Source organism: Rodentibacter sp. (assembly GCF_057314195.1).
The window spans coordinates 1-16,202 of record NZ_DBHLAM010000014.1 but is presented as its reverse complement, the minus strand read 5'-3'; the positions used below and the strand labels follow the sequence as shown (position 1 = coordinate 16,202).

The window sequence follows — 16,202 nt, the reverse complement described above, 5'->3', positions numbered from 1 at the left end:
AATTTGACTATTTCACAACCATGCGTCGTTGTGTGCCGCGTATTATAGGAATTTTTAGATCCTTTGCAACACCTTTTTTCAGATTTTTACTCAAGAGATTAATTTTTATTCATCATCTACTTTTCTGTATTTTCTGAAACCGGCTTTGTGTAACACCTCATTTAATTTTTTCAGTAAAATCTCCTTTTGTGATTTAGTAAACAATACACAATTTTTATTGTGTAACGCAGCAACAATCCTCCAATAAGTTTGCAGTGTTGCCGGAATGCCCGCTTTTTTTAAACGTACAATGGCATTTTCTGCACCTACCGATTTTAATGTCGCGACATCCGGAATATCCACTTTCTTTAGCATTCTTTCATACTTTATCGAAAGATTAGGCAACTCCTTCAAGCGATTCGCTTTAGATAATGCAAGCGCATTTCTTCTCTCTTGGATTTGCTTAATAGAAAGCATAAATAATTTACGCAATAACGACTCATCCCCCATAATATTAGAAGACAATCGGTAATAATCGGCGAGAACAAACCTACGATTGACTTCGTTCGTGGTAAAGGGCGAACAACCGGAACGCATTAATTGTTGTGCGAGTTCGTTTTTGGCTTGCAGATAAAATTTTCCGTTTAACCATAGTGCGAACATAAATTCCTTCTTATAAAACAACCCATAACCGGTAAAAAGGTTTCGGGATGTCACATTTCCAATTAATCTATCCGCTCGTAAACAAACGGATTCAATACGCTCATCTTGAACATTCAAATACTGCATGCATACCTCATTATTGCTTAAATCATTACTTAATGGCCAAAATCCTCTTCAGCCGAAGAATCTATATCATTAACAAATTATGAATAAAACCGATTCTTTGTGAATTTGTGAACAAGATCAAAATATTAAAATTTTTGTTCGCCAAAATCACTTCACAATGGCAAAATACCGCTTTCCTCCGTGGGCTACAGGGTTCAAAAAATTCATTTTTATCCGAATTGCCCTTCCATTATTTTTATATAAAAGGCCAGCTTACTTACTATGAACGCAAGCAAAAAATACAAAATAGGTATCACCTTTAATTTAGAATCCGAGATCTCAGATATTTGGGCAAACGGCGCAAATCAAAATGTCATTCATCTTTACAATTTATTTAAACACTCTTCTTTAGTAGAAAATGTCGTATTGGTTTCTTGGGGTGCGGCAAGACGCACTACGCCGCCGGAAGGTTTTTTACTTGACGGATTGGATATTAACTTTGCCTATATTGACGATGTCATTGATGAGCTTGACGTATTAATAGAGGGAATGTTGGTCATAGAACCGCATCAAATCGAGCGGATGCGCGCTCACGGCGGCAAAACCGTATGCTATAAAATGGGTAACGATATGATTATGGATGCGGAAAATATGCTGTTTAATCGTCCAACTTCGCGCACCTTTAACGGCACCGCATTCGATGCGGTTTGGACTTTTCCGCACCATGAAAATACCTGTCGATCTTACTTCCACACAATGTACCGCTGTCCGGTTTATATCGTACCGTTTATTTGGTCGCCTGTGTTTTGCGATAAAGTAATCGGTTGGTTGAAAAGAGATCACAACCTTGATTTCGGCTATTGCCCAAATCCAACAAAAACAGCAAAACGTATCGCTTCCTTTGAATCAAACGCACATATTGTAAAAACCTGTTTCGTACCGATTTTGATCGCCGAACAGGCTTATCGCATGCAACCTGAAAAAATCGAACATGTTTTTATGTGCAACACCTATGATAAACGGGAAGATCCGACTTTCCGCAATTTTATTGGCCACACCGATATCGTACGCGATAATATTATGAGTGTGGAAGCACGTTACCAAATGCCGGATTTCTTAACCCGTTATGTGGATGTTGTATTAAGTCACCAATGGGAAAATGGCTTGAACTATGCTTATAACGACGCGCTATACGGCGGTTACCCGTTTATCCATAATTCCAAATTAATTCCGAAAGGCGTCGGTTATTATTATGATCAATTCGATGCCGAAGAAGGCGCCAAAGTGTTGCTCGAGGTCATCGAAAATCACGACAAACGGCACGATGAATACGTCAAACGCGCAAATGAGTATCTTGATTCGCAACTGCCAACCAACCCGCTCAATATCTGTTATTACGAACAAGAATTGTTGCGTCTGTTTAAATAAGCAAAAATCCCTCCGGATGGAGGGATTTTTGTTTCTCCGTTTCAGCACCGCATTGAAACCTTATTTGACGGGCTTTCAATGCGGTGCTAAATCAGGATCTCAAATAACGCTTAATAAATTTCCCAACGAAATAAACAAAGAGAAAATCAATAGTCCGTTTCCACCGGCAAGCTCGCTTTTATCCAGCCTTCAAATCCCCCAATCACGCTAAACACTTTTTCGTAACCTTGCTCAACTAAAAAAGTGGCAATATTTCGGCTACTCACGCCGTGATAACAACTCAAAATAATTGGCGAATCAAAATCTACCAATGTTTCAAATTGCAGAAAAGTCTGATTGGTCAAATGAAAAGCGCCTTTCGGGTGTGCATTAGCATAACGTTGCGCGTCGCGTACGTCGGCCAGCACCGCGCCTTGTTGTGCCATTTGCCAAGCTTGTTGCGGGGTTATTTCTTGAAATGACATATTTTAAGATCCTCTCGCCTGTTGTTTGTACAGGCCATCAATAATCACCAGGCTCATGGACAAAATTAAACAAATAAAAAGCGGATAACTTTGCGCATCAATTTTTTCGCCGATAAAAAAAGAAACGAACAGCATCATAATAGTTTCCACATAACCAAGCAGGCCGAGCAAATTCATCGGTAATTTATTACTGGCGATCACATAAGCAATCAATGCGGTACCACTGATGAGTCCGAGTAATATCAGCAGGCCCCAAATCGCCGAATTGCTTTGTTCCACTGAAGCAAAATCCGTTTGCAACGCAAAATAAACGCTAATCGGCATTAAACTTAGCATTTCCAAACAAAAGGAGGCAAGATCGGTATTTTTCAACGCTTTTCGCACCGAGAAGTAAGTGGTATAACCTATGCAAATGACGATCGCTTCCCACGACAATCCGCCTTTAAGCACAATATTGGAAATGATGCCGAGCGTCGCAATTAGCACCGCAATGAATTTAAAAGTGGAAATGCGTTCTTTGAAAATCAAGCGTCCGGCGGCGACCATCACAATCGGCAACAACAAATAACCAAACGACACGCTTAGCGAACTGCCGTTATTCGGCGCCCATAAAAAAAGCCACATTTGAAAACCCATCAATGCGCCGCAAAAAAGATAAGAAAAGGCAAAATAAGGCTGATTTTTGATGTGTTTTAAGCGTTCAATCAAGGCGTTTTTTTGTTTAAACATCAACACCGCGAATACGACGAAAGGAAAGGTAAAAATCATTCGATAGCCGAAAATATCCGTACCACTCAAAGGTTTGAGTAAGGTGGAAAAATAATACATGTAGCCGAATAGAAAAGAGGCTAACAATGAAACGAGAATGCCTTTGAGCATAACAGATCCTCATCGCGAATTAGCGCCCATTCTATTCCAACATCGCCCAAAATGCACGGATCAAGGGCTGTTCAAGATTTCTTTTTTGTGTACAAATACCAAGCTCGAAAGGCGCAATCGGCACGTCGAGATTTAGTCTCGAAATTTGATGATTCATTGGGCTGTTATCAATCACCGCATCGGGTAACATCGCCAATCCGAAACCCAAACCTACCATCGGCACAATGCCTTCATGACCGGCCACGGTAGCGTAAATTTTCGGATGTTTAATCTGTTTTTCTTCACGCAACCATTGCTCAATCCGTTGTCGAGCATGCCCTTCCAGCGGAAAAATAAACGGCATTTGTTGCCAGTTTATCGGTGTTTCTTGCAAAAGCTGGGTGGCTAAACAAGCCACGCGAGGTGCAATCAGAGAAAGCGAAATGTTATCGATTTTATGAAACGCCACGCTCGCCGGTAAATTTTGCGGCTTACCCGCAAGGGCGAGATCCGCCTGTTGAGTTTGAATCAATTCCAACGCCGATGCCGGATCACCGGTAGTCAGCTGAATTTCCACTTTAGGATAGCGCTGACGAAATTGCTTTAACACTTGCGGCAAATGGCTGTAGGACGCGGTTACCGAGCAAAACAGTTTCAATTCGCCGCTTAATTCGTCCTCGTCGTTGAACTGTTGACGAAATTGTCGCCAATTTTGCCATTCGGTTTTAGCAAATTGTAAAAATTTCTCGCCGTGTTCGGTCAGCGTAACTTGGCGGTTATCGCGGATAAAAAGGATTTTTCCCAATTCATCTTCAAGCCGTTGAATTTGACGGGAAAGGGTGGAGGGCGACATATGGTTTTGGGTAGCGGTTTTAGCGAAGTTTTGGGTTTCGGCGAGTTTTATAAATAAATTAAGATCTTGAAAGTCCATGATAATTTCTATTTTATTAAAGTAAGCCGCTATCGTTGAAAATCGATTTTCAACAAAAACAAATTTTAATTAATGCTTATAATTGCAAAAATTACAACATAACATTCCTATAATATCACTTTACGCAACTACAAAAAAATTTATAATCCCGTCTATAACAAAACTATATGCAAACACAACCTCATCCAACATTCACCTTACAAACAAGGAAAAAACATGGCTAACTATTTCAACACATTGAATTTACGTCAAAAATTAGACCAATTAGGTCGTTGTCGTTTTATGAATCGCGAAGAATTCGCTGATGAAGCGAATTTCTTAAAAGGCAAAAAAATCGTGATCGTAGGTTGCGGTGCGCAAGGCTTAAACCAAGGGCTAAATATGCGTGATTCCGGTTTGGACATCAGCTACGCATTACGTCCGGAAGCTATTAAGGAAAAACGCGCATCATTCCAACGCGCAACGGAAAACGGTTTTAACGTTGGCACTTACGAAGAATTAATTCCAACTGCGGATTTAGTCATCAACTTAACGCCGGATAAACAACACTCTAAAGTAGTGGCGGACGTTATGCCGTTAATGAAAAAAAATTCGGCCTTCGGTTATTCGCATGGTTTCAACATCGTGGAAGTAGGCGAGCAAATTCGTAAAGACATCACCGTAGTAATGGTAGCGCCGAAATGCCCGGGTACCGAAGTGCGTGAAGAATACAAACGCGGTTTCGGCGTGCCGACATTAATCGCGGTTCACCCTGAAAACGACCCACAAGGCGAAGGCATGGCAATCGCGAAAGCGTGGGCAGCAGCAACCGGCGGTCACCGCGCGGGTGTGTTGGAATCTTCCTTCGTAGCGGAAGTGAAATCTGATTTAATGGGCGAGCAAACGATTCTATGTGGTATGTTACAAGCCGGCTCCATCGTCTGTTACGACAAACTCGTGGCTGACGGTAAAGATCCGGCATACGCAGGTAAATTAATCCAATACGGTTGGGAGACGATTACCGAAGCGTTAAAACAAGGTGGTATTACCTTAATGATGGATCGCTTATCAAACAGCGCAAAATTACGTGCGTTTGAGCTTTCCGAACAAATCAAAGAAAGCCTGGGTTTCTTATATTACAAACACATGGATGACATTATTAGCGGTCACTTCTCTGCCACCATGATGGCCGACTGGGTAAACGGTGATAAAGACTTATTTGCATGGCGCGAAGCGACCGGCAAAACCGCTTTTGAAAACGCACCAAAATACGATGGCAAAATCAGCGAGCAAGAATATTTCGACAATGGCGTATTAATGATTGCAATGGTAAAAGCGGGTGTTGAATTGGCTTTTGATGCCATGGTAGCGAGCGGTATTTATGAAGAATCCGCCTACTACGAATCTTTGCATGAATTACCATTAATTGCTAATACCATCGCGCGTAAACGCTTGTATGAAATGAACGTGGTGATTTCCGATACGGCAGAATACGGCAACTATTTGTTCTCTAACGTTGCAACGCCGATTCTTGCCAAAGAAATTATCCCTCACCTTCAAAAAGGCGACTTGGGTGAACCGACCCCAACCGTTGAAATCGACAACATCACTTTACGCGATGTAAATGACGCAATTCGTAATCACCCGGTAGAATTAATTGGTCAAGAATTACGCGGTTATATGACGGATATGAAACGTATCGCAGTTGCGGGTTAATCTCAAAGCAAATCGAATTTAAAACCGGCTTTGTTCAGGCAAAGCCGGTTTTTTTATCATCTATTAATTTCATTTATAGTATTTTTAATGATATTTTTTAAACAAAAGATTTAAAAAAGAGCTTTAAAAGATATATAAAATCATATATGATTATTTTGTTTTATTTTATTAAAAGAAATATCAAATATGGAAAATTTAAGCGCAAAACTTGAAATACAAATCGATGAATTAAAAAAACTGCAAAAATATTTTCTCGCTTACGAACAAGCACAACGCGAGCAACTTTATGAAGGGAAAATAGTCAATCTCAAGACATTCGGACACCAACTCAATGACAAACGCAAGGCGCTTAACATTGAGTTAAGCATGTTGGAATTACAAACTGGTGTATCCGTTTCAACCTTAAATCGCTTATTTCAAGATCCGAGCCAAGTGCGCTTTGCCACCGTCGTTACCGTCGCACAAACTTTAGGGGTATCGTTATGCGCGATTTAAAACGATCAGGAAAAGTCTATCTCTATGGTGAATTTATTGGTTTACTTCAAGAAGACAAACACGGTTTTCATTTTGCTTACAATCCGGACTATCAAGGTATGCCTCTATCGTTAAGTTTACCTCTTGAACAGAGCCCTTTTTATTCGAAAACCCTATTTCCCTACTTTGCCTCCCTTATTCCGGAAGGTTGGTTAAAAAAGAAATATGCCACTTATCAACAAATTGATGAACATGACCTTTTTCGTTTCTTAATCAATAACGGCGACAACATGTTAGGAGCAGTACAAATATTTAGGGAGGATATATGAATTTATGTCGAATTTTGATGAAACCTCTCAAAAAAAACGAGCTAAACTCGAGCTATAGCAAAGAAGGTTTATTTCAACTAACCGGAAACAAAAAGTTTAATCCGCAATTACCTTTTTCCCGTCAGGACTTCATCACCAACAAACCAAAGAAACAACAAGGCATGAGCATTTCCGGTTTTCAACCTAAATTACAGCTCATTATTGAAAACGAACAATTTAATAGTATTAATCAACAAGGCAGCTATATTTTAAAACCTTCGCCGGAAGACTATCCTTTTCTTGCCGAAAATGAACATGCTACCATGCGAGTTATGGCCAAACTCGGCTTTGATGTACCGGCAAACGGACTCTTCCCTTTTTTAGAGGAGCCTTCCAAAACCGAACTTGCCTTTGTCATAAAACGTTTTGATCGTGATGAAAATAACAATCCTATTCATCAAGAACAACTCGACGGAGCGATGAGTATCAAAGAAAAATACGGAAAAATCGGAACGGATAATCAACAATATGTGAGCTATGAACGCATTGTAAAATTTATTCTAAAGCAAACGGAAAATAATCTCGCCTTACAAAGAGAACTCTTTCGACGTATTGTTTATGCTTATTTACTTAGTAACAATGATCTGCATTTACGCAATTTTTCTTTGCTTTATCCGAAAAATAATATTCGTCAATTAGCGCCTATTTATGATTTCGTTTCCGTTGCACCTTATCCGGAAGTATTTAATTCATCTCTGCTTGCCCTGCCTTTGCTTGAGAGGGAAGAGGGTGGTTCTTTAGCACACGGATTTAACACGCAATACGGCGAATATATCGGCGACGATTTTGTGGAATTCGGTGAAAATATCGGTTTGAATAAAAAGGTAATTATTCAAAAACTGATTCCTGAAATAACAAAAGAAAGAGAAAGAGTTAAAAATATTTATGAAAATTCTTTTATGCCTCAAAATCACATTGATTGCGTATTAAAAAGCTATCATAAAAGGCTCAATTTAATTAATGTATTAAATGAACCGGAATTATAAAACGCAAGTTTAGTATTGAATAACAGCACCGCATTGGAACGGCTTCCAATGCGGTGCTATTTTGAGGGTTGAACAGTAATTATGGAACCTATAAATTGAACACCGCACGATATTCCACAGCGTTCAAATTTTTATTTTACCATCTTCTTCAACTGATACAAATACGCCAGCGCCTGTTTTGGGCTTAAGTCATCGGGCTCGAGTTTTTCGATGGCTTCACGCAAGGCATCGGTTTCTTGTTCAAATAACAATTCGCCTTGATTATGATTAGCTTCACGTAACGCTTGAATTTGTTGGTCGGCAGAATGGCCGGCAATTTTTTCTAATTGCGTCAATTTTTGTTTGGCAAGCTTAATTACCGATTGCGGCACACCGGCAAGCGCCGCCACCGCCAAGCCGTAACTTTTACTCGCCGCGCCGTCTTGCACCGCGTGCATAAAGGCGATGCTGTTATTGTGTTCAAGTGCATCCAAGTGAATATTGGCGACGCCCGGCAATTGTTCAGGCAAAGCCGTCAATTCAAAATAATGGGTAGCGAAAAGCGTCAGCGAACGAATTTTTTTCGCCAGCCATTCAGCACAGGCCCAAGCCAGCGAAAGCCCGTCGTAAGTGGAGGTGCCGCGTCCGATTTCATCAATCAATACTAAACTTTGCTCGCCGGCTTGGTGCAGAATATTCGCCATTTCCGTCATCTCCACCATAAAAGTCGAACGGCCGGACGCCAAATCATCGGATGCACCGATACGGGTGAAAATGCGGTCAATAGGGCCGATTTGCGCACTGTCTGCCGGCACGAAACTGCCAATATACGCCATCAGAGTAATCAATGCGGTTTGGCGCATATAGGTGCTTTTACCGCCCATGTTTGGGCCGGTAATAATCAATAAATGACGATTTGTATTGAGCTCTACCGGATTGGCGATAAAAGGATCTTTTAATACTTGTTCCACCACCGGATGACGGCCGTTTTCAATTTTCACACTGACTTCGTCGCAAAACATCGGCATCACATAATTTAAGCGCTCTGCGCGCTCGGCAAGATTCACCAACACATCCAATTCGGATAAGACCAAACTGGCCAACTGTAACGCGCCCAAATGCGGCAACAATAAATCAAATAATTCGTCATATAGCTGCTTTTCCAACGCCAGCGCCGCGCCTTTGGATTTCAGCACTTTATCTTCGTATTCTTTCAATTCTGGAATAATGTAACGCTCGGCATTTTTCAGGGTTTGACGGCGTACGTAATGAATTGGCGCTTTGTGGGCTTGCCCTTGGCTGATTTGAATGTAATAGCCGTGCACTGCATTAAAACCGATTTTTAGCGTATCAATACCGGTAGCTTCCCGCTCGCGTCGTTCCAGCTTTTCCAAATATTGCGTTGCGCCGTCGTAAAGCGCGCGCCACTCATCCAGCACCGCATTGAAACCTTGCGCAATCACGCCGCCGTCGCGAATGAGCAGCGGCGGCACGTCGATAATCGCACGTTGTAGTAAATCACATTGTTCACTAAAGTCGGCAATTTGCCCGAAAAGCGTGCTTAAAAACGGCGGCGCTTTTTGTTGAATCACCGAATGCAGCTCGGGGATTTGTTCCAATGCGGTGCGCAAACGGGTGAGATCGCGCGGACGCGCCGAACGCAATGCTACACGCGCCAGAATACGTTCCATATCGCCCACTTGTCGCAAATAGGGTTGTAATTCGTTCACTAAATCAAAATTCAGAATTTCCGCGATGGTTTGTTGACGTTGTTGTAATTTTTCAATATTGCGAATCGGCTGATGAATCCAGCGTTTTAACAAGCGGCTACCCATGGGCGTAACGCATTTATCCAATACGGACGCTAAAGTATTGTCCGTGCCGCCGGCGAGATTTTGGGTGAGTTCCAAATTGCGACGGGTGGCGGCGTCCAGCTGAATGAAATCTTGATTTTGAATCACGCCGATACTTTGAATGTGCGGTAGCGCGGTGCGTTGAGTTTCTTTGGCATATTGCAACAAACATCCCGCCGCGCTTAAGCCGAGCGGTGATTTTTCCACACCGAAAGCACGCAAATCTTTGGTGCCGAATTGGCGATTTAACAAATCAATTGCGGTGCTAAGTTCAAATTCCCAAATAGGGCGACGGCGTAAACCTTTGCAATGTTCAATTGCCGCCATTTCATTAAATTCTTCGCAATACAACAATTCCACCGGCGCAATGCGCTGTAATTCCGCGCGCAAAGTTTCCTTATCAGCCGGTTCACAAAGTTGAAAACGGCCGGAGGTCATATCCAAAGTCGCCAAGCCGAATTTATCTTTTTCTTGATACACGGCGGCGATAAGATTGTCTTGGCGTTCCGGTAATAAGGCCTCATCACTTACCGTGCCTGGCGTCACAATACGCACAATTCGGCGTTCAACAGGCCCTTTTGCCATAGACGGATCGCCCACTTGTTCGCAAATCGCCACCGGTTCGCCCAACTGTACCAATTTTGCCAAATAACCTTCCACCGCATGATATGGCACACCCGCCATCGGAATCGGCTGTCCTGCCGATTGTCCGCGTTTGGTCAATGAAATATCCAACAATGCCGCTGCCTTTTTTGCGTCGTCATAAAACAGCTCATAGAAATCACCCATCCGATAAAACAATAAAACATCCGGATTCTCAGCTTTGAGTTTGAGATATTGTTGCATCATGGGCGTATGCTGGGTTAAATATTCTTCTGAAATCATTGAGTTACCTGTTTTATTGTAGTGAAATGCGCCGTTCGGATATAGCTTTAAATAGGGCGCTATTTTAGGGTTTTGAACGAGAAAAGCCAATGTTGAAGAAAGTGGTTTTATTTACGCGTTTTTTATGCTTAAATATTGCATATTTATTCATTTTTTTTAATATCTATGCGATTAATTAATCTATTTATATGAGGCACACAACATGAAAAAAAGACTATTAGCCACGATTTTAATGGGCGTTAGCGCCGTTTCTGCAGCAGAAGAATTAACATTCGGCACCGAACCGAGCTATCCGCCTTTTGAAGCTACCACGGAAAAAGGTGAATTGGTCGGTTTTGATATCGATGTGGCACGGGCAATTTGTAAACAAATCGGCGCCACCTGTCATTTCAAAACCCAACCTTTCGATGCGTTAATTCCAAGCTTAAAAGCCAAACGTTTTGATGCGGCCATGTCGGCAATTGATATTACCGAAGCACGCGAAAAACAAGTTTTATTCAGTGCTCCTTATTATGACAGTTCGGCGAGTTATATCGCGCTGAAAGGCAAAGATTTAGCGAGCGCAAAAAATATCGGCGTACAAAATGGTTCCACTTTCCAACAATATACGGTTGCGGAAACACCGCAATATACGCCGAAATCTTACGTGAATTTACAAGACGCAATTTTAGATTTACAAAACGGTCGGATCGATATCGTGTTAAGTGATACCGCACTGTTGGCAGATATATTGAAAAAAGAGCCGAATCTGCAATTTGTCGGTGAAAAAGTCAGCAATGAAAAATATTTCGGGCGCGGCGTCGGGATCGCCTTAAACAAAGCAAATAAAGCGCTTCAAACCCGTTTAAACCAAGGATTAAACGCCATTAAGGCGAACGGCGAATATCAAGAAATCTATGATAAATGGATGCAGAAATAAATAGAATTCGGTTAAAAGCAATCGTACTTTAACACCAAAGCCCATCCGTCGAGATGGGCTTTGTTATATTAAAGAGTTATGTTAAAGATTCAAAATTTTATAAATTTCCGAATCTTTACGATCTAAATAATGAAGCGATTGGATTTTACGAATGGTACGAGATTTACCACGAATCAGTAAGGTTTCCGTACCGGCAAGGTTACCTTTGCGGGAAATGCCTTTCAGTAAATCACCGTTGGTAATGCCCGTTGCAGTGAAAACCAGATTATCGTCACGTACGATGTCCTCTAATTTCAGCACCGCATTGACTTGCACACCCACGGCTGTACAGCGTTGAATTTCATTGGCGGCGATTTTTCGGTTTTCTTCGCTATCATCTTTCACTTGGTTACGCGGAATTAAACGCGCTTGCATATCGCCACCTAAAGCGCGTATTGCCGCCGCTGCCGCCACACCTTCCGGCGCACCGCCGATACCGTACAGCATATCTACTTCGGCATCCGGTAAACAACATAACACAGAGGCCGCGACGTCGCCGTCCGGAATCGCCAATACGCGTACACCTAAGTCGTGCATTTGTTGAATCGCCTTTTCATGGCGCGGTTTTGCCAATATCATGACGGTTAAATCGGATAAAGACTTGCCTAAGCGGGAAGCAGTACGGCGCAAATTTTGTTCAAGCGGAAGAGTTAAATCGATCATGCCTTTTACTTCCGGACCGACTACTATTTTTTCCATATACATATCCGGCGCTTTTAAGAACGTATGTTTGCCGCCTGCCGCCAACACGGAAATCGCATTGGATTGGCCCATTGCGGTCATCCGCGTACCATCAATCGGATCCACTGCAATAGAAACCAATTCTCCGTTGCCGGAACCTACTTTTTCGCCGATATAAAGCATTGGTGCTTCGTCTATTTCTCCTTCGCCGATAACGATTTCACCGTCCATATGAATAAGGTTAAGCATATAACGCATCGCTTTCACCGCTGCCTCATCCGCAGCGTTTTTATTGCCGCGTCCGAGCCAACCATAAGCCGCTAATGCCGCCGCTTCCGCTACACGAGAAAATTCAATAGCCAATGCACGATTCATTTTGTTTCTCCGTTTTGTCGCAAGCAAAAAAATCGGGCTATTCTAACACTATGCAAACGTTTGCGTAATAAATTTTTAGCCAAACCTTTAAAAAGAAAAGTGAAGTGAGTACAATAAAGCCATTTCAGACGTTATTTTAAAAGGAAATCGCTATGTCATTAGAAATTTTAAACCAGCTTGAAGATAAAATTAAACAAGCGGTAGAAACCATCCAATTGCTTCAACTTGAAGTGGAAGAATTAAAAGAGCAAAAAAACCAAGCTCAACAAACTGTCGAGTCATTACAAAACGAAAATGAACAACTGAAAAACGAACACCATAATTGGCAAGAACATATTCGTTCATTACTCGGCAAATTTGATAATGTTTAATCAGATTAAAAGGCTTAGAAAATCTAAGCCTTTTTTATTTAAGGATTTTTATGAAAATTTGTATTCTTTCAGGTAGCACTTTAGGCACCGCGGAGTATGTAGCGGAACACTTAGAAGAAGCGCTAAAAAAACAAGGATTCTCCACAATACTTTACCACGGTGCGAATTATGACGAAGTGATTGACGAACCATTATGGCTGATCGTGACCTCCACTCACGGTGCCGGTGAAATTCCGGATAATTTACGTCCGCTGTTTGATCAAATCATGCAATCGGATTTAAATCTTTGTAACTTACGTTTTGCCATAGTCGGTTTAGGCAATTCCGATTATGATACTTTTTGCTATGCAGCAAAACGTATTGAACAAATTTTATCGGCCAAAAATGCGTTCAAATTGTGCGACACATTAACCATCGACGTACTTAATGTGGATGATCCCGAAAGTTATAGTGAACAATGGCTTCCGCAATTTATTCAAGCATTAGCCTAATTTAAAAATAAAAAACGATGATTTTTTTCAATCATCGTTTTTTATTGCTTGTGGATAACTTAATAAAAACTTGTCAAAAACCTGTATTTTTTCACTGAATAAAATTTAAATTTTTAAATTCTGTGGATAAAATACCAAATTATCCACAAAAAATTTAGTTCCTTTTCCCTTCAGATCAACATTATCCGATATCCTCTAACCTCTTCATTTTTAAAAGAAAAAAGAGCTTACTCACAAGCTCGAAGGATCATAATAATAACAATAATAAGATCTTTATTTATAAAAATAGATCATAGATCTATTAGCGCACGATATTTAGATCCTTTTCCATTTCAACCAAATCAATTCTTGCTTTCAAGAAAAATCGAATTTCTGTAAAATAACGCCCATTTTTTAGCTTCGAATACATAGAGAAAACGATGTTTTATACCGAAACTTATGATGTGATCGTCATCGGCGGCGGTCATGCTGGAACCGAAGCCGCCCTTGCACCGGCACGTATGGGCTTAAAAACCCTGTTATTGACACATAATGTCGATACCTTAGGGCAAATGTCTTGCAACCCGGCGATTGGTGGGATCGGTAAAGGGCATTTGGTCAAAGAAATTGATGCTATGGGCGGCTTAATGGCGCATGCTGCAGATAAGGCGGGTATTCAATTTAAACAGCAGTAAAGGGCCTGCTGTACGTGCAACTCGTGCTCAAGCTGACCGCGTGTTATATCGCCAAGCCATACGCATTGCTCTTGAAAATCAACCAAATTTAGATATTTTCCAACAAGAAGCAACGGATATTCTGATTGAACAGGATCGCGCCACCGGTGTGGCGACTAAAATGGGCTTAACTTTCCGTGCAAAATCTGTAATTTTAACTGCCGGTACGTTTCTAGCCGGTAAGATCCATATTGGCCTTCAAAATTATGAAGGCGGTCGCGCAGGGGATCCGGCTTCTGTGAATCTTTCCCATCGTTTACGTGAGCTGGGTTTGCGCGTAGATCGCCTAAAAACCGGTACGCCGCCGCGTATTGATGCGCGCACGATCAATTTTGACGTACTGGCAAAACAACACGGCGATGCGGTGCTGCCGGTATTTTCTTTTATGGGATCGGTTTCCGATCACCCACAACAAATTCCCTGCTACATCACACACACAAACGAACAAACTCATGAGGTGATCCGCAATAATTTGGATCGTAGTCCAATGTACACCGGCGTGATAGAAGGGATTGGCCCACGTTATTGCCCCTCTATTGAAGATAAAGTGATGCGTTTTGCCGATCGCAATTCTCATCAAATCTATTTAGAACCGGAAGGCTTAACCAGCAATGAAGTCTATCCAAACGGAATTTCTACCAGTTTGCCGTTTGACGTGCAAATGGGCATTGTGAATTCCATGAAAGGTTTGGAAAATGCGCGAATCGTAAAACCGGGTTATGCTATTGAATATGATTATTTCGATCCGCGTGACTTAAAACCCACTTTAGAAACCAAATCAATTTCTGGTTTATTCTTCGCTGGTCAGATTAACGGTACAACAGGTTATGAAGAAGCCGCAGCACAAGGCTTACTTGCCGGGATTAACGCAGGGCTTTACGTGCAAGAAAAAGAACCTTGGTTTCCACGTCGCGATCAGTCTTATACCGGCGTATTGGTGGATGATCTTTGCACATTGGGTACCAAAGAGCCGTACCGCGTGTTTACTTCCCGTGCGGAATATCGTTTATTACTTCGTGAAGACAATGCCGATATTCGTTTAACCCCAATTGCGCACGAACTCGGTTTAATTGACGAAGCGCGCTGGGCGCGATTTAATCAAAAAATGGAAAATATTGAACAGGAACGCCAACGTTTACGCAGTATTTGGTTGCACCCGCGTTCAGAATATTTGGAAGAAGCCAATAAAGTGCTTGGCAGCCCGTTAGTGCGCGAAGCGAATGGCGAAGATTTATTACGTCGCCCGGAAATAAACTATGAAATTTTGACTTCTTTAACGCCTTACCAACCGGCAATGGAAGATAAAGAAGCCGTGGAACAAGTGGAAATTGCGATTAAATATCAAGGCTATATCGAGCATCAAGAAGAAGAAATCGAAAAACAAAAACGCCATGAAAATACCGAAATTCCGGCAAAATTTGATTATTCCAAAGTGTCCGGCCTTTCTAACGAAGTGCGCGCGAAGTTAGAACAACATCGCCCAGTCTCCATCGGACAGGCAAGCCGCATTTCCGGCATCACGCCGGCGGCAATTTCCATTATTTTGGTCAATTTGAAAAAACAAGGGATGTTAAAGCGCGGCGAATAATTCTCGGTTTATTGAACCTCTAAAATAGCACCGCATTGGAACAGCCTCCAATGCGGTGCTATTTTGTTAGTTGAATTTATGTTTTGATTCCGATAAGTATTTTTACGTCATTGCCATATTGTTTTAGCACCGCATTGAAATCTTTCGCTATAGGTGTGATGAAAACTTTCCATACGTTGAAATCGTTCAATTAAAAAACCGAGGATAAAGTTATCCTCGGTTGAGTATTATTTTACCCGTTAGGGGAATATTCTTTACGAATTATAGTGCTTGCTTCACCGCTACACTCAAGTCCGCCGTTTGGCGACCTAGCAATTTCTCAAGGGTTTTGTCTTCTGAGAATAATGCACCGTTTGA

General features: G+C 41.7%; 14 protein-coding genes and 2 pseudogenes. 9 read left to right on the top strand and 7 right to left on the bottom strand.

The features are described 5' to 3' along the window. Positions 1-105: 105 nt before the first annotated feature. Entirely contained in the window at positions 106-759 is a 654-nt protein-coding gene (locus tag ACO59Y_RS01560; RefSeq protein ID WP_373604365.1) for a TfoX/Sxy family DNA transformation protein, read from the bottom strand. Between the two features lie 270 nt (positions 760-1,029). Here ACO59Y_RS01560 and ACO59Y_RS01555 point away from each other — a divergent pair, with 270 nt between their 5' ends. Further along, positions 1,030-2,175, top strand: a complete 1,146-nt coding sequence (locus tag ACO59Y_RS01555) for a DUF2827 family protein (RefSeq protein ID WP_486130038.1) — start codon at positions 1,030-1,032, stop codon at positions 2,173-2,175. Positions 2,176-2,321: 146 nt separating this feature from the next. On the opposite strand, the gene glpE is transcribed toward ACO59Y_RS01555, so the two are convergent. Genes glpE through ilvY form a run of 3 tightly spaced genes read right to left on the bottom strand, consistent with a single transcriptional unit; the run spans position 2,322 to position 4,428 of the window. Further along, positions 2,322-2,639, bottom strand: a complete 318-nt coding sequence (gene glpE / locus ACO59Y_RS01550; RefSeq protein ID WP_486130036.1) for a thiosulfate sulfurtransferase GlpE — start codon at positions 2,637-2,639, stop codon at positions 2,322-2,324. 3 nt (positions 2,640-2,642) lie between these two features. Further along, on the bottom strand, positions 2,643-3,518 hold the full coding sequence (rarD, locus tag ACO59Y_RS01545) for an EamA family transporter RarD (protein WP_486130034.1): 876 nt from the start codon (positions 3,516-3,518) through the stop codon (positions 2,643-2,645). A gap of 31 nt (positions 3,519-3,549) precedes the next feature. Beyond that, positions 3,550-4,428 (bottom strand): HTH-type transcriptional activator IlvY, encoded by an 879-nt coding sequence (ilvY, locus tag ACO59Y_RS01540; RefSeq protein WP_486130032.1) that lies wholly within the window; start codon positions 4,426-4,428, stop codon positions 3,550-3,552. A gap of 216 nt (positions 4,429-4,644) precedes the next feature. Between ilvY and ilvC the strand changes: the two genes are divergently transcribed. From ilvC to ACO59Y_RS01520, 4 genes are all read left to right on the top strand, one after another. Further along, positions 4,645-6,123: a ketol-acid reductoisomerase gene (ilvC, locus tag ACO59Y_RS01535; protein WP_486130030.1), complete on the top strand. Its 1,479-nt coding sequence runs from the start codon at positions 4,645-4,647 to the stop codon at positions 6,121-6,123. 186 nt (positions 6,124-6,309) lie between these two features. Then, complete coding sequence (locus ACO59Y_RS01530) at positions 6,310-6,618, top strand: helix-turn-helix domain-containing protein (protein WP_486130028.1); 309 nt, start codon at positions 6,310-6,312, stop codon at positions 6,616-6,618. Further along, positions 6,606-6,926, top strand: a complete 321-nt coding sequence (locus tag ACO59Y_RS01525) for a HipA N-terminal domain-containing protein (protein ID WP_486130026.1) — start codon at positions 6,606-6,608, stop codon at positions 6,924-6,926. Before ACO59Y_RS01530 ends, ACO59Y_RS01525 begins: the two co-directional genes overlap by 13 nt. After that, a complete protein-coding gene (locus ACO59Y_RS01520) occupies positions 6,923-7,951 on the top strand; it encodes a type II toxin-antitoxin system HipA family toxin (RefSeq protein ID WP_486130024.1) in 1,029 nt (342 codons plus the stop codon). The genes ACO59Y_RS01525 and ACO59Y_RS01520 overlap by 4 nt, the downstream gene beginning before the upstream one ends. 131 nt (positions 7,952-8,082) lie before the next feature. Here ACO59Y_RS01520 and mutS read toward each other — a convergent pair whose 3' ends face one another. Further along, positions 8,083-10,668, bottom strand: a complete 2,586-nt coding sequence (gene mutS, locus ACO59Y_RS01515) for a DNA mismatch repair protein MutS (protein ID WP_486130022.1) — start codon at positions 10,666-10,668, stop codon at positions 8,083-8,085. Between the two features lie 202 nt (positions 10,669-10,870). Here mutS and ACO59Y_RS01510 point away from each other — a divergent pair, with 202 nt between their 5' ends. Then, on the top strand, positions 10,871-11,587 hold the full coding sequence (locus ACO59Y_RS01510) for a lysine/arginine/ornithine ABC transporter substrate-binding protein (protein ID WP_486130020.1): 717 nt from the start codon (positions 10,871-10,873) through the stop codon (positions 11,585-11,587). Between the two features lie 81 nt (positions 11,588-11,668). Here the strand turns inward: ACO59Y_RS01510 and glpX are convergent, their stop codons facing one another. Then, positions 11,669-12,682 carry a class II fructose-bisphosphatase gene (glpX, locus tag ACO59Y_RS01505; protein ID WP_486130018.1) on the bottom strand — a complete coding sequence of 338 codons (1,014 nt, stop codon included), beginning with the start codon at positions 12,680-12,682 and terminating at the stop codon, positions 11,669-11,671. Between the two features lie 152 nt (positions 12,683-12,834). Here glpX and zapB point away from each other — a divergent pair, with 152 nt between their 5' ends. The 3 genes and pseudogenes from zapB to mnmG all read left to right on the top strand — a co-directional run bounded on the left by zapB (position 12,835) and on the right by mnmG (position 15,845). Then, entirely contained in the window at positions 12,835-13,053 is a 219-nt protein-coding gene (zapB, locus tag ACO59Y_RS01500; protein WP_486130016.1) for a cell division protein ZapB, read from the top strand. Between the two features lie 50 nt (positions 13,054-13,103). Further along, positions 13,104-13,544, top strand: a complete 441-nt coding sequence (mioC, locus tag ACO59Y_RS01495) for an FMN-binding protein MioC (protein ID WP_486130014.1) — start codon at positions 13,104-13,106, stop codon at positions 13,542-13,544. A gap of 419 nt (positions 13,545-13,963) precedes the next feature. After that, positions 13,964-15,845: pseudogene (mnmG, locus tag ACO59Y_RS01490) on the top strand (tRNA uridine-5-carboxymethylaminomethyl(34) synthesis enzyme MnmG). Positions 15,846-16,106: 261 nt separating this feature from the next. Here mnmG and ACO59Y_RS01485 read toward each other — a convergent pair. Then, positions 16,107-16,202, bottom strand: a pseudogene (locus ACO59Y_RS01485) (SDR family NAD(P)-dependent oxidoreductase); the annotation flags it as partial.